At 34.5% G+C, this 26480-nt stretch carries 22 protein-coding genes and 1 pseudogene; 11 read left to right on the top strand and 12 right to left on the bottom strand.

Features of this window, described 5'->3' with window-relative positions; genetic code table 11:
* Nucleotides 1–150: 150 nt before the first annotated feature.
* Nucleotides 151–1062, bottom strand: a complete 912-nt coding sequence (locus J3U57_RS10965) for a ribokinase (protein WP_267344727.1) — start codon at nucleotides 1060–1062, stop codon at nucleotides 151–153.
* 277 nt (nucleotides 1063–1339) lie between these two features.
* On the opposite strand from J3U57_RS10965, the gene J3U57_RS10960 reads away from it, so the two are divergent.
* Together J3U57_RS10960 and J3U57_RS10955 are read left to right on the top strand one after the other, a co-directional pair.
* Nucleotides 1340–2305, top strand: a complete 966-nt coding sequence (locus J3U57_RS10960) for a sugar phosphate isomerase/epimerase family protein (protein WP_267344729.1) — start codon at nucleotides 1340–1342, stop codon at nucleotides 2303–2305.
* A gap of 251 nt (nucleotides 2306–2556) precedes the next feature.
* Nucleotides 2557–3783, top strand: coding sequence for an MFS transporter (locus J3U57_RS10955; RefSeq protein WP_267344730.1), 1227 nt, complete (start codon nucleotides 2557–2559; stop codon nucleotides 3781–3783).
* 121 nt (nucleotides 3784–3904) lie between these two features.
* Here the strand turns inward: J3U57_RS10955 and J3U57_RS10950 are convergent, their stop codons facing one another.
* From J3U57_RS10950 to J3U57_RS10935, 4 genes are all read right to left on the bottom strand, one after another.
* Nucleotides 3905–4759 carry an SIS domain-containing protein gene (locus tag J3U57_RS10950; protein WP_267344731.1) on the bottom strand — a complete coding sequence of 285 codons (855 nt, stop codon included), beginning with the start codon at nucleotides 4757–4759 and terminating at the stop codon, nucleotides 3905–3907.
* A 591-nt stretch (nucleotides 4760–5350) separates the two neighbouring features.
* Nucleotides 5351–6523 carry a MalY/PatB family protein gene (locus J3U57_RS10945; RefSeq protein ID WP_267344762.1) on the bottom strand — a complete coding sequence of 391 codons (1173 nt, stop codon included), beginning with the start codon at nucleotides 6521–6523 and terminating at the stop codon, nucleotides 5351–5353.
* A 77-nt stretch (nucleotides 6524–6600) separates the two neighbouring features.
* Nucleotides 6601–8193, bottom strand: a complete 1593-nt coding sequence (gene malX, locus J3U57_RS10940) for a maltose/glucose-specific PTS transporter subunit IIBC (RefSeq protein ID WP_267334065.1) — start codon at nucleotides 8191–8193, stop codon at nucleotides 6601–6603.
* A 614-nt stretch (nucleotides 8194–8807) separates the two neighbouring features.
* A complete protein-coding gene (locus tag J3U57_RS10935) occupies nucleotides 8808–9443 on the bottom strand; it encodes an NAD(P)-dependent oxidoreductase (protein ID WP_267344732.1) in 636 nt (211 codons plus the stop codon).
* Nucleotides 9444–9629: 186 nt separating this feature from the next.
* Between J3U57_RS10935 and J3U57_RS10930 the strand changes: the two genes are divergently transcribed.
* The gene (locus tag J3U57_RS10930) at nucleotides 9630–9962 is read left to right on the top strand and encodes a winged helix-turn-helix transcriptional regulator (protein ID WP_267334063.1); all 333 of its coding nucleotides are present in this window, start codon (nucleotides 9630–9632) and stop codon (nucleotides 9960–9962) included.
* Nucleotides 9963–10055: 93 nt separating this feature from the next.
* On the opposite strand, the gene J3U57_RS10925 is transcribed toward J3U57_RS10930, so the two are convergent.
* A complete protein-coding gene (locus J3U57_RS10925; protein WP_267344733.1) occupies nucleotides 10056–10589 on the bottom strand; it encodes a hypothetical protein in 534 nt (177 codons plus the stop codon).
* Between the two features lie 265 nt (nucleotides 10590–10854).
* Here J3U57_RS10925 and treR point away from each other — a divergent pair, with 265 nt between their 5' ends.
* From treR to treC, 3 genes are all read left to right on the top strand, one after another.
* A complete protein-coding gene (gene treR / locus J3U57_RS10920; RefSeq protein WP_267334061.1) occupies nucleotides 10855–11820 on the top strand; it encodes a trehalose operon repressor TreR in 966 nt (321 codons plus the stop codon).
* Between the two features lie 166 nt (nucleotides 11821–11986).
* Nucleotides 11987–13414, top strand: a complete 1428-nt coding sequence (gene treB, locus J3U57_RS10915) for a PTS trehalose transporter subunit IIBC (RefSeq protein ID WP_267344734.1) — start codon at nucleotides 11987–11989, stop codon at nucleotides 13412–13414.
* 76 nt (nucleotides 13415–13490) lie between these two features.
* Nucleotides 13491–15164: an alpha,alpha-phosphotrehalase gene (gene treC, locus J3U57_RS10910; protein ID WP_267344735.1), complete on the top strand. Its 1674-nt coding sequence runs from the start codon at nucleotides 13491–13493 to the stop codon at nucleotides 15162–15164.
* 58 nt (nucleotides 15165–15222) lie between these two features.
* Here treC and J3U57_RS10905 read toward each other — a convergent pair whose 3' ends face one another.
* The 3 genes from J3U57_RS10905 to J3U57_RS10895 all read right to left on the bottom strand — a co-directional run bounded on the left by J3U57_RS10905 (nucleotide 15223) and on the right by J3U57_RS10895 (nucleotide 18832).
* Nucleotides 15223–16032, bottom strand: a complete 810-nt coding sequence (locus tag J3U57_RS10905; protein WP_267344736.1) for an AraC family transcriptional regulator — start codon at nucleotides 16030–16032, stop codon at nucleotides 15223–15225.
* Between the two features lie 101 nt (nucleotides 16033–16133).
* A complete protein-coding gene (locus tag J3U57_RS10900; protein ID WP_267334056.1) occupies nucleotides 16134–17663 on the bottom strand; it encodes a DHA2 family efflux MFS transporter permease subunit in 1530 nt (509 codons plus the stop codon).
* Entirely contained in the window at nucleotides 17660–18832 is a 1173-nt protein-coding gene (locus J3U57_RS10895) for an HlyD family efflux transporter periplasmic adaptor subunit (protein WP_267344737.1), read from the bottom strand. The genes J3U57_RS10900 and J3U57_RS10895 overlap by 4 nt, the downstream gene beginning before the upstream one ends.
* A 148-nt stretch (nucleotides 18833–18980) precedes the next feature.
* Here J3U57_RS10895 and J3U57_RS10890 point away from each other — a divergent pair, with 148 nt between their 5' ends.
* The 4 genes from J3U57_RS10890 to J3U57_RS10875 all read left to right on the top strand — a co-directional run bounded on the left by J3U57_RS10890 (nucleotide 18981) and on the right by J3U57_RS10875 (nucleotide 22947).
* A complete protein-coding gene (locus J3U57_RS10890) occupies nucleotides 18981–19406 on the top strand; it encodes a hypothetical protein (protein ID WP_267344738.1) in 426 nt (141 codons plus the stop codon).
* A 323-nt stretch (nucleotides 19407–19729) separates the two neighbouring features.
* Nucleotides 19730–20422, top strand: coding sequence for a JAB domain-containing protein (locus J3U57_RS10885; protein ID WP_267344739.1), 693 nt, complete (start codon nucleotides 19730–19732; stop codon nucleotides 20420–20422).
* A gap of 17 nt (nucleotides 20423–20439) precedes the next feature.
* Nucleotides 20440–22284: an AAA family ATPase gene (locus J3U57_RS10880; RefSeq protein WP_267344740.1), complete on the top strand. Its 1845-nt coding sequence runs from the start codon at nucleotides 20440–20442 to the stop codon at nucleotides 22282–22284.
* Complete coding sequence (locus J3U57_RS10875; RefSeq protein ID WP_267344741.1) at nucleotides 22285–22947, top strand: hypothetical protein; 663 nt, start codon at nucleotides 22285–22287, stop codon at nucleotides 22945–22947.
* A gap of 368 nt (nucleotides 22948–23315) precedes the next feature.
* Here J3U57_RS10875 and J3U57_RS10870 read toward each other — a convergent pair.
* From J3U57_RS10870 to J3U57_RS10860, 3 genes and pseudogenes are all read right to left on the bottom strand, one after another.
* A pseudogene (locus J3U57_RS10870) lies at nucleotides 23316–23589 on the bottom strand (RtcB family protein); the annotation flags it as partial.
* Between the two features lie 113 nt (nucleotides 23590–23702).
* A complete protein-coding gene (locus J3U57_RS10865) occupies nucleotides 23703–24524 on the bottom strand; it encodes a hypothetical protein (protein WP_267344743.1) in 822 nt (273 codons plus the stop codon).
* A gap of 69 nt (nucleotides 24525–24593) precedes the next feature.
* Nucleotides 24594–24746, bottom strand: coding sequence for a hypothetical protein (locus tag J3U57_RS10860; RefSeq protein WP_267344744.1), 153 nt, complete (start codon nucleotides 24744–24746; stop codon nucleotides 24594–24596).
* A 335-nt stretch (nucleotides 24747–25081) separates the two neighbouring features.
* On the opposite strand from J3U57_RS10860, the gene J3U57_RS10855 reads away from it, so the two are divergent.
* Nucleotides 25082–26479, top strand: coding sequence for an RtcB family protein (locus J3U57_RS10855; protein ID WP_267344745.1), 1398 nt, complete (start codon nucleotides 25082–25084; stop codon nucleotides 26477–26479).
* Nucleotide 26480: the final 1 nt, after the last annotated feature.

The raw sequence follows: 26480 nt of genomic DNA, 5'->3' as shown, positions 1-26480 counted from the left end.
AATAAACATTTTACCTAATAGACAAAAATTAACTTTATCTTATTAATTAAAGAAATTGATAAAACCACATAATTTTATCTTAATAATTAAATTGTAAACATATGCTATTTTCGATGATCTTTTCCAATAAAACCCCACAGTATTAACTTACTATTTCAATACATGTTGAACTTCAGACAACATCGGGAACGAACTTTGCCCACCATATTTTTGAATAGAATAAGTACTAATTGCAGCTGCAAACGGAATAGCTTCATTCATTGGCATATTTTGGATTATGCTCCAAGCAATTCCGCCAATAAAAGAGTCACCAGCACCAGTAGTATCAATCACTTGTGGGCAAAATACTGCTGGGTGATGAGTAACATTATTTGCATCAGCAAATACCGCTCCGTTTTCACCTAAAGTAATAATAACAGTACCTGATGGGTTATTTTTAAACAACTGTTCAGCGCAAATTTGAGCATCATTGATATCTTCAACATGTTTATTGGCCATAAATGTAGCCTCGGTTTCATTAATAATTAGATAATCAATTTGCGTTAATATTGCGGCTGGAATTGATCTAGCTGGAGCATTATTAACAATAATTTTACACCTATAAAATTTAGCTCGACTAATTGCATATTCAACAACTTCTGTAGGTATTTCTGATTGAAAAATTACTAATGGAGAATTTTCGAAAAATGTATCTTTAATATCTTCTTTGGTTAATAAATAATTGGCACCTTTAATGATGGTACTACAATAATCCCCGGATTGTAAAATTTGCACAATACCTATGCCGGAATTAGAACCTCTACGATATATATTATCGGTAGATATATTATTATTTTTAAGTGATTTTAACAGTTCATCACCATATATATCATTACCAATACAACCAATAAATTTTACTTTAAGCCCTAACTTTGCACACTGGACGGCCTGATTAGCGCCTTTGCCACCTGGCATCATTAATAATTCATTACCAATGAAAGTCTCACCAATATAAGGTAACCTATCTTGTTGAATTAAAATATCATAATTTAAACTTCCGATGACAACTACATCATATTTCATGGTAACTCCTTATTTAAACCGCTGTTACTTTAACGGTACTTTTAAAGCAACTTAATTTTTACCGCTTGTCCAGAAAAACCGAATTAGCATCATAATAAATAAAGTGTAAACCAATCTCAAAATGTAAAAGATTTTAATTAATTATTTTACTAAAAATAAAATATTTACATCATATTAGCTCAGTTAATTTTATTTTCAGTAACACCTAATTGCTTACATTTACCTCCATAAAAATATTCGTTATAACAAGAAAAAAACAAACAAGGATAAAATAATTATGAAATTTTCTTCACGTATAAATTCTTTTCGATCTCGTCCTGAACTTTATAAAGCTGGAATAAATATGACAACTTGTGATCTCATCGCTCGCATGGGTCAAGTACAAGGACTAACTCATATTGAACTTAACTATCCTGAACATTTTATAAACCAAGACAAACACGAGATTAAACAAGCCATTAAAAATAACAATCTAAATATGGGTGGTATTGCTCTTCGTTATAATAAAGAGTTTATTGATGGTGAATTTACCAATCCTAATGAATCGATCCGCGAAAAAGCAATTAAGACTACATTAGAAGCAGTAGAAATGTGCCGCTTTCTTGGTGGAAATACGGTGACATTGTGGTTTGGTTATGATGGCTATGATTATTGTTTCCAACAAGATTACTTTCGTGCTTATGAGTTACTAGTAGATGCATTACGTCGTGTAATTTTACCTAACCCAGATATTCAATTTAGCTTTGAATATAAACCATATGAGCCTAGAACTTTCTCATTTATTGGTGATTGTGCCTCAACGCTTTTATTAATCGAAAAAGTGGGAGCCCCTAATTTAGGTGTCACTCTAGATTTTTGCCATATGATAATGAAAAAAGAAAACCCTGCCTTTTCTCTATTCTTAACCTCAATGCAAAAACGTTTGGTTGGTTTTCATTTGAATGATGGTTACGGTCATACCGATGATGGTCTAATGCTTGGTTCCGTACATTTAATGCAAACGTTAGAGTATATCTACTACGCTAAACGAGTTAATTTTTCAGGTCTCATTTATTTCGATACATTCCCAACACGTGAAGATCCAGTGGCGGAATGTGCACAAAACATAAGAATGTATAAAAAGTTAGCATGTTTTATTGATAAAGTCGGTATGGATAATATGACAGATATCATCCGTAATCAAGATGCAATAAAAATACAAAAATTATTAATGTCTTTAATTAATGATAACAGTGATAAATAACTCTATACCAAATTATTATGAAGATGCCCAAAAGATATGAGGATGTGACTAAACACCTTAGATTAAATAGCCTACTTTAAATAAATTAATATTTAATTTACATAAATATTAGGCATTTTAAAAAAACTATAAACAATAATTTTCTTAATTTGTCGAAAACTGTTGAAGGAACAGCATCTTAATATAACTTGAGTATAAACATTTTATCTCGTTTTTTTTATTTTATGCAACCTGGTTGCTTGGAGATTACTATGTTTGATAAGTTAGGTTTACCCAAAAATTTACTATGGGGTTATATTGGGTTAACAATATTTATGATAGGAGATGGGCTAGAACAGGCTTGGATTTCAATATGGATGGTAGAACGTGGACTTTCTGTAGTCCAAGCCTCATACCTCATCACGGCTTATGGTGTCACAGTTACCCTTGCGGCATGGATCACTGGTGTATTAGTACAAACACTTGGTCCAAGAAAAGTAATGTTTTTTGGAGTTATCGCTTTTGTAATTGGCAGTGTTGGTTTTATCGGTATTGGCCTGCGCGATATGGAAATGATATGGATGTTGCCTTTTTATGCAATTAGGGGGATTGGTTACCCACTCTTTGCTTATTCATTCTTAGTGTGGATTAACTATAGTTCCCCTGTTGAGCGTAGATCAACGGCTGTAGGCTGGTTTTGGTTTACTTTTTCTCTTGGTTTAAGTGTTATTGGTCCTTGGTTTTCAGCAATGGCGTTGCCAATAATGGGGGAAATACATTTACTGTGGACTGGAATGATTTTCGTTATTGTTGGCGCTTTATTTGCAATTTTAGTGAATAAAGATAAAGTTCCGAATGAAGAGATCCACCCATTTAGTACTGCCGAGCTAGTCAAAGCAATAACTATTTTAAAACGCCCAGTCATGTCCATAGGTTTAATCGTCAAATCAATTAATGGCGTGGCTCAATATGGACTTGCAACTTTCCTACCACTTTATTTAATTAGCTTTGGTTATTCAAAAACCGAATGGCTCCATATGTGGTCAGCTGTCTTTTTAGTGGCAATTTTTGCAAATCTCTTCTTTGGCTTCTTTGGTGATCGCTTTGGTTGGAGAAATACCATCATGTGGGTTGGGGGAGTAAGCTATGCTATCGTATTAATCTTAGTTTGGTTGGTTCCACAGTTATTTGGGCATAACTTTTACGTCATGGAAGTAGTATTATGCTTATGTGGTGTAACTATGGCCGGTTATGTACCTTTATCCGCTTTATTCCCAATGTTAGCTCCCGACAATAAAGGGGCAGCAATGTCTATACTTAATTTAGGCGCGGGTTTAGGCGCATTTATAGCGCCCGCAATTACAGCCATTTTTTATACTTCACTTGGAGCTGGAGGCGTAATAGGTATTTATTCTGGACTATATGTTCTTAGTGCTGTATTGACACCATTACTAAAAACTCCGGATGAATTAGCAAATAAAAAACTAGCAATAAAATAGTGTTTCCAGCGTTACACGAATAATTCTAGATAATATGGTAATAAATAATTTTATTATCATATTATTCAAAATAATCAAAACAACCAGCATATTAATTAAATCATTTACTGTTGAATAATGGTTACAACCGTTTATTTTTTACTGAATTTTGAGTTTTTAATAAGTTATATTGGCTGCTAGATTTTTTTTGCATCGCCAGTATGGTAAAGATAGCATCTAAAATATTGAGTAATACAATTCTGGTGGTGGCATTTTCACCGGTAATTGGATGATTTTTAACTGAACAAATTAAAGGATGATGGGAAACGAAAGTAATTGGACTATTAACATAATTTGTCATACATATCGTTGTTGCACCATTATTTTTAGCTATTTTCAGCATATTAACAATATCTGCGGTTTTGCCTGAGTGAGAGATACCAATAACAATATCACCTTTTTCTAACAACGAGGCGCTCATTTGTTGTAAGTGCGAATCACGATATACACTGGAAAAAATACCTATTTTTAGCAATTTATGGCAAAAATCTTCGCAAATAGCACCTGAACCACCACACCCTGCCATGACTATTTTGTTATTATCTTTAATATTAACCAATAACGAAACCACCTGTTTAAACTGCTTCATATCAATCAAGGTTAATGATTCTTGTAATGCTAATATAGAACTTAAAAAAGTTTGTTCCAAAACATCTTCATAGCGAGTTATTAATTCAGCTTTTTGTTGTTCTTCCTCATTAACCGAAATAGCTTTTTTAAGATCGTAAAAACCACTACATTTCAGTTTTTTAGCAACTTTAGTTATGCAAGCAGTACTGACTTTTAATTGTTTTGATAATTCAATTATGCCAATGACATTGAGGTTTTCATAATTATTAATAATAAAGTTTGCCACTAAACGTTCTTTTTTTCCTAAAGTAGGAATTAGTATTTTAGCGAAAGAAATAATATCATTACCTTTAAGATTCTTAGCCATATAAATAAACCACATTGTTATTTGGTGCTGCAAAGATAATGATGTAGAAATTTACACTAATATAACTACACCTATTACATATATATTAATAAACAGCTTATTAATAAAATAAAAACTAATCTTTAATTTGAATTTAATTACTGACCCTAAAATCAATCAAAATACCAATAATTTATAATTCAAAAAAATTTGAAAAGAAATTACTTAACTAAAATATTACTAAAAGTTAAATTTAGAATACTCGTTCATAGCTTAAAATTTTATTCTTAGTAAATAGAATAAATATTTTGCTGAAACTGATATTAACGAGTAAAAAATAACCCTTTATATCAAGAAAGCTCAATCATAAAAATAAATAATACGTTCAGTACATACTTAAGCCTATACCATTTAAATCCGTTTAATTTATATTTTTTCAATTTAAATGGTGATGTATTTTAATTATTAATATCAGTATAAAACTAGGTTCTATTTGTTATTTATGTAAAGTGTTACTTACTTAAATAAGAACGACGTTTTGCTCTATCGAAAATACTTTTTTATAAAGTTTTAATATACTATATTTTTATATAGATTTTATCTTACAAAAAATCAATCTATTATATCTTTAATGGATTTTATTATGGCATTAACTCCAATTTCTACTTTACTGCGGGCACAACCTACATTTAATCTTAAAAAACCTAATCCGGCATCCCCATAGGTGGATCCAGGCATAATGGCAACTTTTTCTTTAAAGATAAGTTGATGTTGTAATTTCTCATCATTTAAATGAAACGATCTTAAATCAATCCAAGCTAAATAAGTTGAATCAGGAGGAGTACAATTTAATTGAGGAAAAGCTTTATTTAATTCATCAGCAACAAAATTTAAATTAGCTTGCAAATAAGTTTTTAACTGAGAAAGCCAAGGTAAACCCTCCTTATAGGCAGCAATTGTTGCAACTAATGACAAAACAGCGGGTGATGAGAGTCCATCACAAGATTTAAGCTGTTGTAGATAATCATTTCTAGTCTCTTCACTTTGGATGATACCGTAAGCACCGGTTAAAGCAGGAATGTTGAAGCTTTTAGAAGCAGAAGAAACTATAGCCCAGTTATTTTTACCATATTGGCTCCATGGAATATGCTTGCCAACCCATACCATATCCATATGAATTTCATCACTAATGACTTTCACATTATATTTATCACATAAACTCGATATAACCTTTAACTCTTCGTGATTCCAGACCTTACCGGTAGGGTTATGAGGATTGCATAACAATAGTATTTTGACATCTTTTTTAGATAAGATTGTTTCAAGATAATTGAGGTCACATTCCCAATTATTATTTTGTTTAATTAAAGGACATGATTGTACTTTTCTTTTATTACCTAAAATGGTTTTATAAAAAGCATCATATGCCGGAGTATGCAATACGACACTATCCCCTTCGTCACTCCATAAAGAAATTAATTTTGATATTATATAAATAACTGATGGGCCATAGACAATCATCTCAGGATCAATTGAGGTATCAAATTGAGATGAAAACCAATATTTAATAGCACCTAGATATTCTTCATTCTTCCAACGACTATAACCTAAAACCCCATGTTCAATTCTTTTTTCCAGTGCTTTTTTGATACAAGGTGCTATTTTAAAATCCATATCTGAAATGGTAAAAGGTGTTAAATTAGCTACGCCAAAACGATCTTGAACATAATCCCACTGTGTACACCATGTCCCTAATCGATTAACAGGTTGGTCAAAATCAAAAATGTCGTTTGATAACGTCATGTCCATATTCCTTGCAAACAAAAGGGAGAGTATAAGTACTCTTCCTTTAGGGTATATAATTAATTATTCAAATATTTTTGTAAATCATCTTTTACAACTTGAACTTGGGGGCCTATCACCACTTGTAAATTATGATCATTAAGTCTAACCACGCCAATAGCTTTGTTAGCTTTTAATTTAGCATCATCGACAAGATTAATATCTTTTACAGACAATCTTAATCTAGTAATGCAATTGTCCAAAGAGATGATATTGTCCACACCACCTAATGCTTCAAGAATTTCAATAGTGTTATAACCAGAATTAGTCGCTAAATTATTCTTAGCTTGAGGAGTACTATCGGTATCAAATTCGTTATCACTTTCTCTGCCTGGAGTTTTTATATTGAATTTCAGTATGAAAAATCTAAAAATAAAGAAGTAAATAACAAACCAAAAAGCAGCAACAACGGGTACTAAATACCATTTAGTGGCAGTACCATGTAAAATACCAAAGACCACAAGATCGATAATATTACCGTCAGTATTACCAATTGTTACACCGAGCAGTGACATTACCATAAAACCAAGTCCAGTTAAAACAGCATGGATAACATATAAAACTGGGGATACAAATAAGAACAAAAATTCTAATGGTTCAGTTATTCCACCAATAGTACAAGCTACAATACCTGAAATTAGCAATCCTTTTATTTTATGTCTATTTTCTGGCTTAGCGCAGACATACATAGCCAATGCCGCTCCAGGTAATCCCCCTAAAAATGATGGCATTTTACCTTGAGATAAAAATCGCGTTGCGCTTTCTGAGAATTCAGTCGTTGTAGGACAAGATAATTGTGCTTGGAATATGGTTAATGCCCCACTAACTGTTTCATTACAAACTTCCATTGTGCCACCAGCATCAGTAAAACGCACCAAAGCAACTAAAATATGGTGTAATCCAAAAGGTAATAACAGTCGTTCGCCAGTACCAAAAATAAATGGACCAAAATCACCAGTACTATTGACAATATAACCTAATCCACTAATACCTTTGGCAAAAAATGGCCAAATTAAAGGTACTAATAATCCCAAAATACCGAAAGTAACAGTTGTAATAATTGGCACAAAACGATTACCACCAAAAAAAGCTAATGCATTTGGCAAACGAATTGCTCGGAAGCGTTCATGTAATATGTAAACCAAAATACCAACAAAAATAGCACCTAAAATACCAGTATTAATTGATTGAATACCAAATATCGACTGAATATCATTAGCTCTTAAGACCGCTGGGTCAGTAGTCGGTAAAATACCAGAAATAGTCAAATAAAAGTTAATACTTAGGTTAAGTACGATGTAACCAACAAAACCAGAAAAAGCAGCAACGCCTTTATCTTCTCTAGCTAAACCTAAAGGAATAGCGATTGCAAACATTACCGGAAGAAAGCTAAATGCAAAAGAACCAACTTTACTCATCCATGTGAAAATGGTAATACAAAAGGCATTATCTAAGAAAGGAAGTAAATCCCGCACATCCTGGCTAGCTAATGAACTCCCAATTCCAAGCATAATCCCACAAAATGAGAGCAAAGCTACAGGTAGCATAAATGTCTTACCTAAACTCTGAAAAAATTCCCAAAATGTTACTTTATTTGTTGTTTTATTTTCCATAATTTCATCCATTTTTATAAAAACACATTTAATTTAGCTCAATACTCTATTTTTTACCATAGATGAAATGAGGGAATTATCTCAATAATAATAATAAAATATAATGTGTATGATAACTATATGAATAAAAATAACATTAATAGAATCTGACCAGATTAAGCAGCATGATTAGTTTGCCTATTTTTACCTAAAGTTTAATTTATAGCTGAATTTTGCCTATGCAAACAATAAATATGCTTACCGTGTTTATTGTTTGGCAATTTTAGATTATAAATTAACACTCGTTTAAGCGCTGATGGCCTTAATCAAAAACTTGCAACACTAGTTCGGCAAAAGTGAGCTGAATCGGCTAACCTCATATCATTAGCTAAAGTTGTTAATGTATGACACAACATTTATCATATAAATCATATAAAGTACTAAACGAATTTGCGTACTGACGTATCCTATTTTTTAAATTTATCTGTAAATGATTAATAAACAGCTACTCAACCAAATACGATAAAAATGGTTATTAATAGTTGATAAATAGAGTGGTTTATTGGGGGAAAGGTGATCGGTTTTAACTACCTTACATTAATCACAACGACTTAATGTAAGGTAATGTCTAAAGATTACTCAGTAACAATAGTAAAACGTTGTTTAATATGTTTAGCATGTTCAGCTTCGTCGATCATAGCAATTGCATAATCGGCATAGCTAACGTGGCTTTTACCGTTACTATTGAATAAAACTTGCTCACCGCCAGAAGTGTAATGACCGGTTCTTGGTCCATCAGCGATAAACTCAATAGCTGGGCTTAAATAGGTCCATTGTACGTCATCGCATTTTTTCAATTGATCAAGGCCTTTAGCCATATTATTGGCTAGCGGTTTAAACTCGTCAGGGAATTGCGGTGTATCAACTAAACGAACTGTTTGTTCTGGATTAACGTACAAGCTTCCCGCTCCACCAACAACTAACAAGCGATTAGGTTTACCACTTAAAATATCAGTTAAATGTTTTAAGCTAGTTTGATGTTGTGGAAGGGTGTCGGGCGTCCACGCCGCGAAAGCATCAATGATGACATCAAAAGGTTTCAAATCGTCATATGTAAGTTGAAAAAGATCTTTAACTAGCACGTTTGCTTTAGGATCAACTTTCGCATCAGCTTTACGTACAATGGCGGTAACATCATGTCCACGCGATAGCGCTTCTTTAACAATCAAACTACCTGATTTACCATTAGCACCAATAACTGCAATTTTCATTATCCACTCCTTTTGTCTTATCTAAATAAAATATTTTAAATTTTGGTTAATGCCTAATTTACTGAGCATCTACGACCCAAACACGATATTTAGATTAATATTCAAAGTTTCTATTGTAAAGTAGGTACTAAGTAGTAATATAGTATCCAATTTGGAACTATTGTTGAATTTAAAGGAATTATTGATATGTTAACCATTGACAACTTACCACCTTGCCCTGTTGAAACTACATTAATGCTAATGGGTGATAAATGGAAAGTTCTCATTATCCGAGACTTACTGACCGGCACTAAACGTTTTGGCGAATTAAAAAAATCACTAAATGGCATATCACAAAAAGTGTTAACTCAACATTTAAGAGCAATGGAAAAAAGTGGTCTTATTCATCGTAAAGTCTATGCTGAGGTTCCCCCTAAAGTTGAATATACTCTTACCGAAGTCGGGCAAAGTTTAAAACAAGTACATGATGCGATGTTAGATTGGGGACAAGCGTATAAATCAAGAAAGAATCAGCAATAATAATTACAAATCAATCATATAGATATAACTAAAAACGCATAATTAAAACCCAAAAGAGTGGTAAACAACTTACCATTCTTCAATCAAATACAGTTAGTTATCTACTTCCAGACAACCAAAATAAAATTCACCGGTTTTAGTATCTTGATCGCGACCAATAAGCACTGTCTTTGGATAAGGATTATCAGTAGTCACAGGGGCAGTATATTTATAATATTGATTGATATTCCCCCAAGAAAGCGTTTGTTTTAACTCATTAGGAATTGGTTTTGCGCCAATCGATTGAGCAAAATTATTCATATCCCCTTTAGCGATAGCAAAAAAATAAGACCCACTATCACCAAGATAACGCACAACAGATACTGTAACATTATCAATGTTAAACGGTGTGGCAAAATGAAATTCCTGATTAATCAGCCCGTCTTCTTCCAAATTTTTAACTTTAATATTGTGTTCACGTAGTCGCGCTACTGTTTTGGCATCGCGTGCATCAAAAGCCTCGGTTTGGCAGAATAAAGCAGCTTTAAATTCATCTTCAACGGTGGCTGCTTTTGGGTTAGCCAATGCCACCCCTTGTAAGCCCAATATAAGTACTATACCACCTAAAATCTTATAGCGTGTTTTCATATGTTCCTTATAAAATCCTAAACCATACATGTAAATATTCAGCTAATTAAATTTATTTAACCGACCAAACAACATATTGCTGGCTTTTGATAAAAGTCTTTTTTGTCTAAACATTGAAGTTTTTCATAAACGCTATTATGACTTTTTTTGTATCAAAAGATACTATTTTTTCTCAAAACAAAAGTGAGCCATGCAATATGAATATCGCAATTTCCCTTAAACTATATTACTATGATTTAACTGATTTTCATTCACTGAACTAACTATGCGCGAGTCTTCCAATAACTTAACCATTAAAGATATTGCCAAACTTTGTGGGGTAAGTAAGTCCACTGTTTCAAGGGTAATAAATCACGATCCTATGGTGAAGGAAGTGACGCGTAATAAAGTCATGGCGATAATTGAGCAGTATCAATTTACCCCATCAAAATCAGCCAGGGCAATGCGTGGTTATGGTAATAAAGTGATTGGTATTATTGTAACTCGCCTTGATTCGATGTCTGAAAATCAAGCAGTGCGCTCAATGTTACCTATTTTTTACCAGCGTGGTTACGATCCTATCATTATGGAAAGCCAATTTAACATTGATAAGGTGCAAGAACACCTAGCAATGCTAAAAGAGAAACAAGCAGATGCGGTAGTAATATTTGCGTTTACCGGGCTTGATAAATCTTTATTATCTGACTGGAAAAATAGGTGTGTGATATTGGCAAGATCGTTTTCCGAATATACTTGTGTTTGTTATGATGATGTTGGAGCGGTAACAAATTTATTTAACTATCTACACCAAAATAAAAAACATCAAAATATTGCTTATATTGGTGTAGATAAGCAAGATCAAACAACTGGCGCACTGCGATATCAAGCCTATCAAGATTGTTGCTTAGCACATCACACCATACCTAATGCTTACTTAGGCAAATTAAGTTACCGTTCTGGCTATAACCTTGCTCAATCAGTTTTAAAGCATTCACCTTCGGCTATCATTTGTGCTACCGATGCTATCGCATTAGGACTAAATAAATATTTAAGTGAAAAAAAACGCAATCATATCGTTGTGGCTAGCGTTGGTCATAGTGAACTGCTTACTTTTTTGTTTCCACAAACTGTCGTTATAGAACTAGGTTTTGATAGAGCCGGCATTTATGCTGCTCAAGAGTTACTTAATATGTTACAAGGTAAAATTACCGGTAAAACTATCACGGTTCCTTGCCAATTAACGAATCAATAATCAATCTGATTCGAATTATACGCTAAAAAATTGTGAATTGAATCACAATTTGGGAACGTTCCCATTTATTATTTATTGAATTCAATTTATGATAACTATTGATATAAAATAGCCAAATTATTGATGTAATAAAACAGCGAAAGTACTAATTGAAAGGAGACTTGCGATGGCTAAAGATTCGAAAATATCAACAGAATCGATCATGCAATTAATTGAATTTGTTGGCGGCAAACAAAACATTGCGAGTGTAAGCCACTGTTTGACTCGATTAAGGTTTGCTTTGGTTGATCCTAAAACCGCCAATATCCAAGCTATCGAAGCATTACCTTTTGTCAAAGGATGCTTTAACAATGCTGGGCAATTTCAAGTGATTATTGGCACGAATGTGGATGATTATTACAAAGTACTAATCCAGCAGTTAAATTTAACTGAAGCAACCAAAGAACAAACAAAAGCTGCATCTAAACAAAATATGTCTGTTTTTGAAAGATTAATTTCGAACTTAGCTGAAATTTTTGTACCCTTGCTGCCTGCTTTAATTGCAGGTGGTTTGTTATTGGGATTACGCAACATTATTGGTGATATGCCCACCATAGATGATAAGCCATTAATTGAAACTTATCATTGGTTAGCACCTATTTACAATATACTTTGGCTACCTTGTGAAGCAATTTTCCATTTTCTACCGGTGGCAATTTGCTGGTCTACAGTCAAAAAAATGGGCGGGTCGCCTGTGTTAGGTATCGTTTTAGGCATAACATTGGTTTCACCACAATTGATGAATGCTTACGATCTTGGCAGTAAAATACCTGAAGTGTGGGATTTTGGCTGGTTCACTATCCAAAAAGTCGGCTATCAAGCACAAGTGATTCCATCGATTTTTGCCGGTTTAGCACTAGGATGGATCGAAACGCGATTACGTAAAATTATCCCTGATTATCTTACTTTAGTGATTGTTCCGATTGTATCACTACTACTTGCTGTTTTTTTAGCGCATTTTTTATTAGGTCCTTTAGGGCGTATGTTAGGTAATGGTATTGCCTATGGGGTTAGATATTTGATGACGGGTGATTATGCCTTTATTGGTTCAGCCATTTTTGGTTTTTTATACTCACCGTTGGTGATCACCGGTATTCACCATACAACGTTGGCCATTGATATGCAGATGACCCAAAATATGGGGGGCACACCGATTTGGCCAATTATTGCCCTATCCAATATTGCTCAAGCCTCGGCGGTTGTTGGCATTATTTTAGTTAGTAAAAAACATAACGAACGTGAAGTGTCGGTTCCGGCTGCCATATCAGCTTATCTGGGCGTGACTGAACCAGCTATGTACGGAATCAATTTACGTTATAAATTCCCGATGCTATGTGCCATGATCGGTGCTGCGTTTGCTGGCTTAGTTTGTGGTCTATTTGGTGTGTTATCTAATGGTATTGGAGTCGGCGGATTACCAGGCATCTTATCGATTCAACCCGTTTATTGGGGAATTTATGCCTTAGCTATGTTGGTGGCAATAGTTGTGCCAATTGTTTTAACAGCAGCTGTTTATAAATTAAAATTGAAAAAAGGCACATTAGATATTCGCTAAACACGAATTAATATCCGTTAACCATTCGATTACTGAATGGTTAATTCATGTCAGATTAAAAAATAAAGAGTAAGCAATGAATAAAATAGATATCCCGTGGTGGCAAAATGGTACTATCTATCAAATCTATCCCAAAAGCTTTCAAGCCAGTGGCGCGGGTTCAACGGGGGATTTATTAGGCATTATTAGTCGATTAGATTATCTGAAAAATTTGGGCATTAGTGCGATTTGGTTAACGCCAATTTATCCCTCTCCGCAAGTTGATAATGGTTATGATGTATCGAATTATTATGATATTGATCCGGCTTATGGCACGATGGACGACTTTGAATTATTGGTTAAGCAGGCGCATGAACGTGATATCCGGATTATGATGGATATGGTATTTAACCATACTTCAACAGAGCATCCATGGTTTAAATCGGCCTTAGATAAAACCAGCCCTTTTCGATCGTTTTATATTTGGAAAGACGCCAAAGCTGACGGATCAGAACCCAACAATTGGCGATCTAAATTTGGCGGCAAAGCCTGGCAGTGGCATGAGCAATCAGGACAATACTATTTACACCTGTTTGCAAAGCAGCAAGCCGATCTCAATTGGGAAAATCCAACTGTCCGCCAAGAGATTAAAAACGTCTGTCAATTTTGGGCGGATAAAGGGGTTGATGCATTAAGGCTTGATGTGATTAATTTGGTCTCTAAACAGCAAGACTTTCCGGATGACGTGCGAGGTGACGGACGAAAATATTATACGGATGGCCCGAAAATACACGAATTTTTACAAGAGCTAAGCCGAGATGTTTTTCAACCTAATGACCTAAAAACAGTGGGCGAAATGTCGTCCACTACGCTTGAAAACTGTCAAAAATATGCCGCATTGGATGGCAAAGAGTTGACCATGACGTTTAATTTTCATCATTTAAAAATTGATTATCCAAATGGGGAAAAATGGACGCTGGCTAAGCCTGATTTACTTGAACTCAAAAAGATACTCGGCTATTGGCAAATGGGTATGCACGGTAAGGCATGGAATGCGATTTTCTGGTGTAATCACGATCAACCTCGCATTGTGTCACGTTTAGGTAATGAAGACCAATACCACAGCGAATCGGCCAAAATGCTGGCAATGATTCTTTATGGACTACAAGGCACGCCATATCTTTATCAAGGTGAAGAGATCGGGATGACCAATCCCCATTTTACTCATATTTCGCAATATAAAGATGTGGAAAGTCTTAACATCTACCAAGAAAAAATTGCCGAAGGTGTGTCAGAGTCTGATATGTTAGCGATTCTTGCCAGTAAATCGCGCGACAATAGCCGAACGCCAATGCAATGGGACAACACCGCCAATGCTGGATTCAGCCAAGGTAAACCTTGGATTGAGGTGGCAAACAATTACCCGAAAATTAATGTGATGGCAGCGCTTGATGATCCCAATTCAATCTTTTATTGCTATCAAACCTTAATCAAATTACGCAAAACATATCCGATCTTTATTTTCGGTGACTATCAAGATCTAACGCCTGATGTTGCTAATTGCTGGTGCTATGTCAGACATTGGAATAATCAAACATTACTTGTGATAGCCAATCTGACCGAAAATACGGTTAAATGGCAATTGCCTAAAGCATTAGAAAATAGTTCTTGGCAAAAATTGTTAAGTAATTACTCAAATCAAACAGTGCTCGAAGGTGAAATGGTATTACAGCCTTATGAAGCAACGTATTTGTTGCACGAAAATAATTAGCAATTTTTAACATACTAAAATTAACGCAGAATTGAATGGCTCAGCTGGGTCTGGTGAGTTACTTTTCTGCTGGCTTATGCAAACAATAAATATGTTTACCATGTTTATTGTTTGGCAATTTTTGATTATAAATTAACGCTCGTTTCAGCTCTGAGGGCCTTAATCCGAAACTTGCAACACAAGTTCGGCTAAAGTGAGCTGAATCGGCAAAGCCCATATCATTAGCTAAAGTTGTTAAAGTTGCCGATGCGTCAAGCGTGTTAATAACATCACGCAATCTTTTCCATAACAGGTAGCCTCGGAAATTGATACCTAGATTTTCTCGAAATAGATGTAAAAAACGACTTTCGGATAAATAAATTTTATCAGCAATTTCTTTTGAGGATATCTGTTTAACCGGCAATAATGAAATTATTGAGGTCGCTTTAACTATTCGACTATCTTGCCGACAAAGACAACTGGTATTAGGGCGATATAATAGATTAACAATATGCCGGATATCGAATACCTGTTTATTTTCAATAGTATGTATAAAATATTGTGCCAGTATTGAGGCTTCTTCACGCGATAAACGATAAATAGGATCGTTTTCGGTAAAATGTGACAATAAATGAAAATAAGGCGCGTCGGGTTCGAGTAAAAAATTGATAGCGCAAGCTGTATTTAATTTATGTGACAGATTTGAACGAATAATAAAACCAAATTCACGATACTTTTTATCTTCTGTTTCTAAACTTAAAAAAATATCGTTTAGTGATATCGTTAATTGTAAACAAGGATGGCGATGAAAATCGGTATTAACGTTATGGAGAAAGTACAAAGTTGCTGAGTCTTGTTCATCTAATTGAATCACTGAATCAATATGCAAAATGCGCTCTCCTGCTTATTTTATATCTGAATACTATACCAATGATTGATACTTAACTCCTGCCACAAAATAAAAATCACATTGACTTGATTAGCCAAGTATCAATTAACCTTCACTGAAGATTTTGCTAACCATACTATACCAATTAAACCTAAAAATATCATACCATATAGCCAAAATATTTCATTAATGCCAATTAATAAACCTTGATTGGTAATCTGTTGTGCCAGCATAGCTGATACTTGCATGTTAGATAAATCTAGTTGATTGAACTGTTGATAAGTGTAATTTAATGCTTGGGAATTTTGATAAATTATATCAGTCAATTGACTATGATGAATCACTTCACGACGCTCCCATAAAGTAGCGGTTAACGAGGTACCAACTGATGTCGACAACGTTCTAAAAAAGTTAAAGATACTGCCGGCAATTGCTAATTTATGAATGGGAATATCAGATAAAATAATAATATTTAAGGGCATAATAAAACATGCTATCGCAAAGCCTTGATAAAACTGCGGCCATGCTGCATCAGCAAAAGTCATGTTTGATTCAAATGTATATGCTCGCCAAAAAAAACAGAGTGCAAACACAATAAAGCTAAACGTCACCACTTTTCGCATATCAACATTTGAAGCAAATCGGCCAATTATTGGCGCAAGAAAAATAGGAACCAAACCAATTGGCGCCAACACTAAACCGGCGTAAGTTGCAGTATAACCAAACACACGTTGTAATAATTGTGGTTGAATAACCAGCGTGCCAATATGGAGTAAAAATGCCAAACTGATACAAATTGTGCCAATGGTAAAATTTCGGGATTTAAAAACGGATAAATCAATAATTGGATAATCTGTTGTTTGTTCCCAAATAATAAAATAACTAATAAAAACAACAGCTAATACAGAAAGAATAATAATCTGATTAGAATTAAACCAATCAAGCTCTTTTCCTCTATCTAATACCAGTTGTAAACACCCCACGCCAGCTATAAATAAAACTAATCCAATTCTATCAATGGGTAATTTGCTGGTAGCCGTTTCACGATCTTTTAATAAAAGGTGAACACCAAACCAAATGATGATCCCGAAAGGAATATTGATTAAAAAGATCCATCCCCAAAAATAATTATCACTAATCCAACCACCTAGAATTGGACCACAGATTGGCGCAATAATAATTGTCATTGACCATATGGCTAATGACATATTTTTTTTGGCCGGCGGGCAATACGCTAATAGCAAGCTTTGCGATAGAGGGATGATTGGTCCAGAAACCATACCTTGCAATAATCTTGAAAAAATCAGCATGGCTAAACTATTTGAAATACCACAAAGCCAAGAAGTGACTACGAAAAATAAGATAGAATAAGTAAATAATTTCACTTCACCAAAACGCTGAGCTAACCATCCCGTTAAGGGGATCGAAATAGCATTAGCAACGGCAAAAGAGGTGATAACCCACGTTCCTTGCGAGTTTGAAGCACCAAGATTACCCGTAATGGTTGATAACGCCACATTAGTAATTGTTAAATCCAAAATCTGTAAAAACGCGATTACCGCTAATAAAATAATTAGTAAGATAAATCTGATGCCAGTTAAAGGCAATGAGGACGCTTTACTTTGATTCATTGAATAATCTGCGTAGCGTAGAAATTGGTTTTTACAATATCCTCAACGAGCTGCTCAAATTCACTTTCATCAAAAGAAAGTGAATCCGTTTGATATTTTATCGTCTTCGCTGGAATATCGGTTAAAAGCTTACCTGACGTATCATGCGTATCCACATTCACATTCATTGATAAGCCTATACGTAATGGAAATTGTTTAAGTTGCGCTTTGTCTAATTCAATCCGTACCGGTAAACGTTGAATCACTTTGATCCAATTTCCTGTCGCATTTTGTGCAGGTAGCAAAGAAAAAGCACCGCCAGTACCCATCGCAATACCACTTATCTTTCCTTTATACTCAACTTTTTCACCATAGTAATCACTTTCTAAGGTAACTGGCTGACCGATACGAATATCGTTTAACTGTACCTCTTTAAAATTTGCTTCTACCCATACTTGATCTAACGGAACAATAACCATTAAACGCTCACCTTTAGTCACTTGTGTACCAACTTGGACACTTCGCCTCGCGACATACCCAGTTACAGGCGCGGTGATTTTGGTTCGCTTTAAGTTAAGCCAAGCTTGTTTTAATTTAAAAATTGCTTGCTGAATACTTGGTTGTTCTAATAATGGCGTTTTCATTAGTAGCGCATTATTAATGGCTAATTCATGCTTAGATATCTTTAAATCATTAATAGCAAAATCGACATCTTGCCTTGCATGAATAATCTCTTCTTTTGAAATGACCTTTCGTGACCAAAGATTCTCCCGGCGTTCAAGATCTTGCTTAAGTTTGTCTAAGGTGACTTGTTTTAACTGAATGCTGGCTAAAAGTTTTTCATTTGTGATCTGAATTTGATGCAACTCTCTAATCGCTTTGATTAACGCATTTTTGGCATAACCAAATTCATTTTCTGCATCAACTGCATCAATCGTTGCTATCACATCATTTTGTTGAATAAAATCGTTATTATCGACATTAATCTCTACTATTCCACCATTTACTTGCGCATCAACCGGGACCTGATTACCCATAACATAGGCATTATCCGTTGATTGATTAAATCGACTAAACATAAACCAATAAACGCCATAAGCCAAAGCAAAAAAAAGAAATAATAGCGTTAATATAATCAGCTTCTTTTTACGTTTAATTGGGGGCGGTGGCGAATCTATCTCTTTATCCATACTTTTGTCCGTCTAACTACCTTGAGATTGATTAAAAAAAAATTTATAAGTAGTATTCAAAAGAAAAATGATTTTGTCTTGAATAAAGTAGCTAACTTGCTTTTAATTGAAGTGATGAAAAGATTGAAAACAACAAAAGGACGGCCTAATGAAATTAATTAATTTATTAATTATCATCTTATTTAATTTTATCGGCGCCTATCTAAGTTACCAATGGTGTTATCGAATAATTATCGCAAAACATCGCACACCAGAATTATATTATTTAATATTTTATGGTTTGTGTTATTTCTGTTTTATTCTGATTTCAATCTTTCTTTTAAATAAAATAAAACGACCACTTGGATTAGTCATTTTAGGCGTGCCAATTGGTATTATAATTCCCGCAATGCCGCCTATTGTCCCAATGTTAGTAATGGAAGATACTGATAAATTGGCTTTTAATCTAGATTTTATTATGGGGATGTTAGGTATCACATCAATGATAACCCTTAATTTTATAATCTATCCGGCAATTTTATTATGCTGTCATTATTCGATTATTGGGTTGCAAAAAGTAAGAAGTAAGAAGTAAGAAGTAAGAAGTAAGCTTGCATTGAAGCAATAATCAATTGCAATAACTAGCCAAAAAATTGTCCAACTATTTTATACTGTCGAACTTATTAGATTGGATTGTTGATATTGAATTATCTGCTGTTATTTTAGGCGTTTTATAATAAAAATTAGGAGAATTATAATCCAATCTAAATACTAAATGAATGTTATTGCAGTTTACGATGAACCTATCAGGTAAACATAAAATATGCCAGCACAGGTATAACAAAGATTAATTAACTTCTGCTAAGCCTAAGAAAAATATGCTATATTATTTTTTAATTGATTTTACAAGGTGATACGATGGATATTAAACTGACTAAGCATGATAAACGCTATATTGAAAGCACGGATGATGTGTACAGCATTATGCAACGTGTGTTATTGCGTGATAACCAAATCGACCAAGAAAAAGAACATCTTTGGATGATTGGCATGAATCAAGCTGGTTATATCCTGTATATCGAACTGATTGCGCTTGGCAGTTATAAATCGGTCGACGTTGAACCGATGAATGTATTTCGTGTTGCAGTGATGAAAAACGCCTCACGGGTGATACTAGTTCATAATCACCCGTCAGGATCACTGACGCCGTCGGATGCCGATAAAGATATCACCGATCGCCTAATTCAAGTCGGCCGTATTTTAAATATCGACCTAATCGACCACCTAATCATCACCCCTAAATCCTATATCAGCTTCCGCAGTACTAAACTTATGGACGAGTTAGAACAAAGCCTAAAATACGTCCCGACTTATCAAGTAGTTGAACGCATCCGTAAGGAAGAAAAGTTGATTGCTAAAGAGAAGTTGGCGGTTGAAAAGGATAAGACAAAAACAGCTCAACAAAAAGCAAAAGAAATAAAAGAAAAAGCTGAGACTGAAAAGAAAATATTGATTAATGCATTGTTGGAAAAAGGTGTTTCGGTTGATGATATCGCTAAAATTTTGGGGATAACGGTGAAGGCGGTTGAAAAAATAATAGATAAAAAATAAATAACAGGATAAGCGAGATGATTGATTTAAAAGCAGAATTACCTAAATTAAATAATTTAGCCAAGCGCCATAAAAATAATTCATTACTGTTTAATTTTTTCTTTAATGAACTCAAAATTAAATGTATCTTTTTTTCACAACCACAAACGTTAATGATTGGAGTTACAGATAAAAATGTAGCGTGGCAAAGTGAAATATCAAATGGAATGTTAAGTGAAAAAATTCCCAATGAAGCCTATCAAGTAATTCGTGACTTTTTAAAATTTGATGATCAATATTCAAATAGGGCTTTTTTTGAAAAATTAAAACAGCAACTCAATCTTCTCAATGAAAATACAAATTCCCCAAAAAGTGATGAGATAAACCAATTAATAAGGCAGTGTATAACAGCCGACAAAAAATATGATTCAGAAGGTGATCGCCCGTTTTTTGACCACTGGAGACGCTCAAGACCAAGTCCCGATTCATTAAATAAAATTCAACGTTATTTTGGTAAAGAGATCAAAGACTATTGCAGTGAACAAAGCATTACCGCTGTTTGGTCAGAGACACCGAAAAGAGATAGTTTAACCTTTGCTGATCCTAAAGATAAAATCATTCAGTCAATGCCAACAAATATTAATAAAAAAGGTTATATACAAAGGATTCAAACGGTAATCCCAAATTCAAAAAAAGAAGTCGACATTAATTTAGAGGGCAAAAATTTAATTCTAACTGGTAAAAATGGTTGCGGAAAAACTCAGCTCATCAATCTACTCCATGAGTATCTTGTAAAACGGATTGTTGAAAAGAATAATCCAGATATAGAAACGTTAATCAAAACTCAAGAGAATCTTAAAGATTGGTTTTCGAAAACTAAAAAATCAGACTCAATGTATGATATTCGTCTTGGTCAAATCAAATTAAATGACATGCAAATTAAAGAAGCATTGAATCAGATCATAAACCCAACAGAACTTGAGCAATTAACCGCTAATTATACCGATGGCAAAGTGGTGTGTTTAAAATTTGAGGCAACTCGCCAAGCTAAAATAGCAAAAACAGAATCCGTTGTAAGTGTTGAAAGCTTAAAACATAAAGAAATTAAAAATAATAGGGGATCAGCTGCTGATTACTTTGAACAATATTTAGTAAGTTATAAAACTCAACAAGCTTTTGCTGATTCAAAAAATATTGGTAATAATCCGCAAGAAGCCCAAAATATTCAACATTGGTTTAACAAACTGGAAGATGATTTTAGAGAGTTATTTGAAGATAATCAGCTATCAATAAATTTTGATCACCAAAATCACCGATTTTTGATTCAACAAGTAGATAAAGAACCTTATGGTTTTCAGCAATTATCTTCAGGATTTTCATCTATTTTAGCGGTTTATGCTGACTTGTTAATGAAAGTGAGATTAAGAGATCTTACACCCGATGAGCTAGAAGGAATTGTTTTAATCGATGAAATTGATGCACATTTACATGTATCCTTACAACGAAAAATCTTTTCGTTTTTAACCAATGCTTTCCCTAATATTCAATTTATTATCACGACTCATTCACCCTTTGTTGTCTCTTCGGTAAACGATGCAGTCATTTATGATTTATCGGCTCTTCAAGCTGTTAATGAAAATTTAGCTATGTACTCCTATGAAGCGATCCTTGAAGGCTTATTTGGCGTGTTGCCTATTTCAGATATGTTAAGCGACAAGATTGAGCAATTAGGAAAGTATATCAGTAATAATAATTGCGAAATTAATGAACTAAAAAACTTAGTCAACGAAATTGAACCGCATCAAGCAAAGCTAGATCCTGAATCTCTTTCCTTTCTAAAAAGAGCGCAGTTATTGATTAACAAATGTAGTAGGAATAGCTAAATGTTTAATGTTGATAGAACAAAAGTTGATGTGCCAGTTTCTTTGCAGAATGGAAAAAAATACGATGAAGAAGATGTGTATGAAGCATTAAAAACGATTTTTTTCGAAAAATGTTACTTGTGCGAGACTAAAAAACCGCTATCAATAAATATTGAGCATTTGGATGCTCATCAAGGAGATCAAGATAAAAAATTTGATTGGAATAATCTTTATTATGTTTGCGGACGGTGTAATAACGTTAAACTTGCAAAGTATAATGATATTTTAGATTGTTGTGACGAAAAAACAGATGTATTTAGAGCTATTAAACTGAGTGTTCCTACGTCACCAAAAGCCAAAAGAGTTGATATCCAAGCGATGAATGCTGATCCGAAAACAATTAAGACAGTAGAGCTATTAAAAGAAATATTTAACAATAATAATACCATCAATAAACACATAACAGCTGCCTATCTACGAGAATTAGTTTTTAAACGGTACAATGATTTATTAACCCAACTAAATAGATATTACGATCAAGATTCCAATGAAGAAGAAAGACAAGACTCATTAGAAAAAATGAAAGAGATAATCAAACGCAATAAACCTTATTCTGCATTTGTTAGATGGTGCATTTTAGAGGATGAGGAATTAGCACCACTGCTTGAACCATTGATGGATTGATTCATACTTTTTTAAGATATCTCACAAAAATTTATCTTACTTGAGCTTTATGTATAGCGATATCATTAATTAGCTTATAAAACAACTAATCGCCCATTAATTTTTCAAATATCCGCCATTACACCCCACGCTAGTGGAACGGGGAGCCGGAGGGTTTCGTTGGAAACCTTCGTTCGCCTGAACACCTGAACTTCAATATTGCACGGCGGCTTTCAAGGCGAACCCCATTGCAATAACCTAAAGGGAGGATCTGTAAGAATCTTATTGAAGAGAAAACTAATGCAATTACGACGCTTAGTAAGTTTGGCAATTTAATGTTGATAGTAGTAAAGATTAAATAAATATTGAGGATCGCGCCTCGATAATTTTTACCTCTTCACACACACCAGTACCTTAATTGATTGCACTATCTCAACTAATTCATTTTGTGCGGTCATCACTGCATCAATATCTTTGTTTGCCATTGGGATTTCATTAATCACATTAGCATCTTTTCGACATTCAACATGTGCCGTTGCTTTGATTTGATATTTAATGGTAAATCTGTTTCTCGTCGCTGTTGGTCTTATCACTCACTACACAATGTGAACAGGAGCAGAAACAATCTGCTTTGACCAGCCCTTGTAAAATAGAGCTTTTTGCGATTTCGAGAACCAAAAAACAGAAGAGTAATGATGCCGACAGGCTAAAAAAATATTTGGTGGGCTGAGTTGGGATGAGATTAACAGCCCCTAGAGCAAATTAGAGATCATGCATTAAAGACCAAATAATTGCTTCACCATTTGTTGATTGTATTTATCCTGACCACGCCAATAAGTGGCATATACCCAATCGTGTTTTCCCCTTGTTGGGCGCTCATAAGAAGCGGGTTGTAAAATCCCCACACAAGCCAAAATCTCAATAATGGTGTTACGTTCATCCTGATTGGATTTAAAGTTAGGTACATCCGTCAGTTTATCACTCAGTGAACCCGGGTAATCATCTTGCTGACAGGATGCAATAATGGCTAATATCCCTTTTAAAATAGCTATATCATCTTTGGTCGGTTCAGAGATTGCCTGTTTAGTGAATTGCATGAGATCAAAGTAGGTATAAAGTAAATCACCATGACGCACTCCTCCCCACTTTATTCGTTCAAAGTTTAAGATATTTAAATCTGCTTTGACGTAGTTTTCATTACCAATCATGCCATATTTGAGATCACGGCAGATTTGACACGTATAGGATGAATGACTCATTTGGCCATCTTGATAAGATTGACCAGACACGACTGGCGTATATTGATGCGCTGTCATTAATTTGGCGATAAAGTATGACGCAATACCTGAGCGCCAATCAAGTCGCCGCGTTGATAAGCTGCTCAAAAAGGCCTTGGCAACGTGTTCAAGTGTGATTGTGGAGACGATGTTTATGATTTTATTGACACAATCATCGTGTGATATGGTAATGGGATCAAACATTAATCCTTTTTCTTTCGCATACGCGAAGTCGTTCGGCTCTGTTTTTATCTCTTTTCTGTCCTTCCAGCCATTTTTCCAATAGGTTTGAAACAGAATCTTTTTTGCTTTTTTGTCCATTTAATCACCGTATATTATCTATTTTATATTGAATTAGCACGAGTAAGCCCTCTAGCCATTGAGTTTAACTCATTGCGATAAATGATCAGATTCAGCAGTGATGTGATGTTTTTCTTTTACTGCAATTAGCTTCGATCCGTCATTCAAAGTCACGTGATAATCTTTAGCAAGCAAATAGTGTGTTAACACTTGCCTAAGCCCAAAACAAAGTTTCGGAAGCATAGGAAAACCTTCCCAATATTTGGATTGAAAAATACAAATCATCACCCAAAATGATCGGCTGTTTTTGCATATCAATCTGCCAAGGTTGACCATCAATAACACCTTTTAAGATTTAAATAAACTTCATCAATTTATCGGTGAGTTTGCTATTTTAAAGCAAATGAGCAAGTCATAAAAATAAATTTATCAGACTTACTATATCAATTTTATCCTTTACAAATAAATAATCAGCGTATAAAATTCACCCGCTTTCCTGAATAGTGCTGCTGCAGGAAAACAGTAATTATCTTCTCAATTTGAGGAGACGCTTTTTTATTGTTTTCTAGGTGGCTATTATGTCTACATTTTCCCGTTTACAAAAACGTTTGTCCCGTCTTGGGATTGAAAGTCATTTTAATAATGATATTTATACTTTAAATAAAGAAAATACTTCTGCTCAGATTTTGTTACCGAGTCCATTGCCATTAGAGCAAAAAGCGGTAGAACAGCTACTGAACTTTGCATCTGTGAGCGTTCCTAATAGTGTAGGGAAAGTTTGCATGGCTCGTGCTACACCTGATTTTCATCCGGGTGCGGTTGCGCCTGTTGGTAGTATTGTTGCAACTACACAGGATTTAGTTATTCCGGCAGCAATTGGTACCGATATTAATTGCGGTATGCGGCTTTTTACCACCGGTTTAAGCTTTAATCAGGTGTGTGAACAAAAATCGACAATTATTGCACAATTAAAACGTGTGTTATTGCAAGATGAGCGTGATGTACCTGTTACGCCGCAATCTTTTGAAGCATTATTCGATCAAGGTCTTTCAGCATGGTTATCGGCGTTACCGCAGCAAGGTTTGTGGAATTCAGTTAATTATGAACGGTTACACGCAGAGCTTAATAAAATATCGGGTAATCACTTAATTAAGGCAGATAGTCAGTATGCGCCTGAAGCCTTTTTTGAAAAGCGCGATATTATTCGCCCAGCGAGTTTAGGTACAGTCGGATCTGGCAACCATTTTGTCGAGTTACAAATTGTTGATGATATTATCGATCGGCATTTAGCTTATCAATTAGGTCTTGAAAAAAATAGTATCGTCGTCATGATTCACACCGGATCGCGTGATGTTGGTTTTTACATTGGTCAGCGTTGGCAAGATAGAGCAAAAGCTTTATGGCCGACTAATGAAAAACAACCAAAATCAGGATTGTTTGGTTTAACAGATAGTCATGCACAAGCCTATTTACACGCTATGGGCGTTGCCGCGAGTTATGCTTGGATTAATCGAATTGTGATTACCGAATTGATACGTAAATCACTTGCAACTATTTTTCATCAAGATAATAGTCAACTCGTGGTCGACATTTCGCACAATATCATTTTGCCTGAACATGAGATGAATATTCATCGTAAAGGGGCGACGCCTGCTTATGCTGGTCAGATAGCTTTAATCCCTGGCTCAATGGGTGATCACTCTTATGTGGCAGTAGGAAAAGGTAATGCTGATTGGTTATGGTCTTGCTCACACGGTGCAGGTCGAGCAGAAAGACGACAAGCTATGCGTAGCAAAAAAGTTGAATATGATAAGGTTAATTTGCCATGGCAATGTATTACCTTAAAAGAAGAACGCCTACGTGAAGAGGCTCCTACAGCCTATAAACCGATCACACCTGTAATTGAAGCACAACAAAACGCCGGTTTGATTCAAACAGTGGTTAAACTTAAACCGTGGGTTACGTTTAAGGTATAGC

This window comes from Gilliamella sp. B3464 (assembly GCF_026536145.1).
In the GTDB taxonomy this organism is placed as follows: Bacteria; Pseudomonadota; Gammaproteobacteria; order Enterobacterales; family Orbaceae; genus Gilliamella.
Note: the sequence above shows the minus strand (reverse complement) of the source record. Positions and strands in the feature narration are given on the sequence as shown.

Coding starts and splice junctions, on each gene's coding strand:
- J3U57_RS10965 (WP_267344727.1), bottom strand. CDS start 1,062: ATGAAATATGATGTAGTTGTCATCGGAAGTTTAAATTATGATATTTTA.
- J3U57_RS10960 (WP_267344729.1), top strand. CDS start 1,340: ATGAAATTTTCTTCACGTATAAATTCTTTTCGATCTCGTCCTGAACTT.
- J3U57_RS10955 (WP_267344730.1), top strand. CDS start 2,557: ATGTTTGATAAGTTAGGTTTACCCAAAAATTTACTATGGGGTTATATT.
- J3U57_RS10950 (WP_267344731.1), bottom strand. CDS start 4,759: ATGGCTAAGAATCTTAAAGGTAATGATATTATTTCTTTCGCTAAAATA.
- malX (WP_267334065.1), bottom strand. CDS start 8,193: ATGGAAAATAAAACAACAAATAAAGTAACATTTTGGGAATTTTTTCAG.
- J3U57_RS10935 (WP_267344732.1), bottom strand. CDS start 9,443: ATGAAAATTGCAGTTATTGGTGCTAATGGTAAATCAGGTAGTTTGATT.
- J3U57_RS10930 (WP_267334063.1), top strand. CDS start 9,630: ATGTTAACCATTGACAACTTACCACCTTGCCCTGTTGAAACTACATTA.
- J3U57_RS10925 (WP_267344733.1), bottom strand. CDS start 10,589: ATGAAAACACGCTATAAGATTTTAGGTGGTATAGTACTTATATTGGGC.
- treR (WP_267334061.1), top strand. CDS start 10,855: ATGCGCGAGTCTTCCAATAACTTAACCATTAAAGATATTGCCAAACTT.
- treB (WP_267344734.1), top strand. CDS start 11,987: ATGGCTAAAGATTCGAAAATATCAACAGAATCGATCATGCAATTAATT.
- treC (WP_267344735.1), top strand. CDS start 13,491: ATGAATAAAATAGATATCCCGTGGTGGCAAAATGGTACTATCTATCAA.
- J3U57_RS10900 (WP_267334056.1), bottom strand. CDS start 17,663: ATGAATCAAAGTAAAGCGTCCTCATTGCCTTTAACTGGCATCAGATTT.
- J3U57_RS10895 (WP_267344737.1), bottom strand. CDS start 18,832: ATGGATAAAGAGATAGATTCGCCACCGCCCCCAATTAAACGTAAAAAG.
- J3U57_RS10890 (WP_267344738.1), top strand. CDS start 18,981: ATGAAATTAATTAATTTATTAATTATCATCTTATTTAATTTTATCGGC.
- J3U57_RS10885 (WP_267344739.1), top strand. CDS start 19,730: ATGGATATTAAACTGACTAAGCATGATAAACGCTATATTGAAAGCACG.
- J3U57_RS10880 (WP_267344740.1), top strand. CDS start 20,440: ATGATTGATTTAAAAGCAGAATTACCTAAATTAAATAATTTAGCCAAG.
- J3U57_RS10875 (WP_267344741.1), top strand. CDS start 22,285: ATGTTTAATGTTGATAGAACAAAAGTTGATGTGCCAGTTTCTTTGCAG.
- J3U57_RS10865 (WP_267344743.1), bottom strand. CDS start 24,524: ATGGACAAAAAAGCAAAAAAGATTCTGTTTCAAACCTATTGGAAAAAT.
- J3U57_RS10860 (WP_267344744.1), bottom strand. CDS start 24,746: ATGCTTCCGAAACTTTGTTTTGGGCTTAGGCAAGTGTTAACACACTAT.
- J3U57_RS10855 (WP_267344745.1), top strand. CDS start 25,082: ATGTCTACATTTTCCCGTTTACAAAAACGTTTGTCCCGTCTTGGGATT.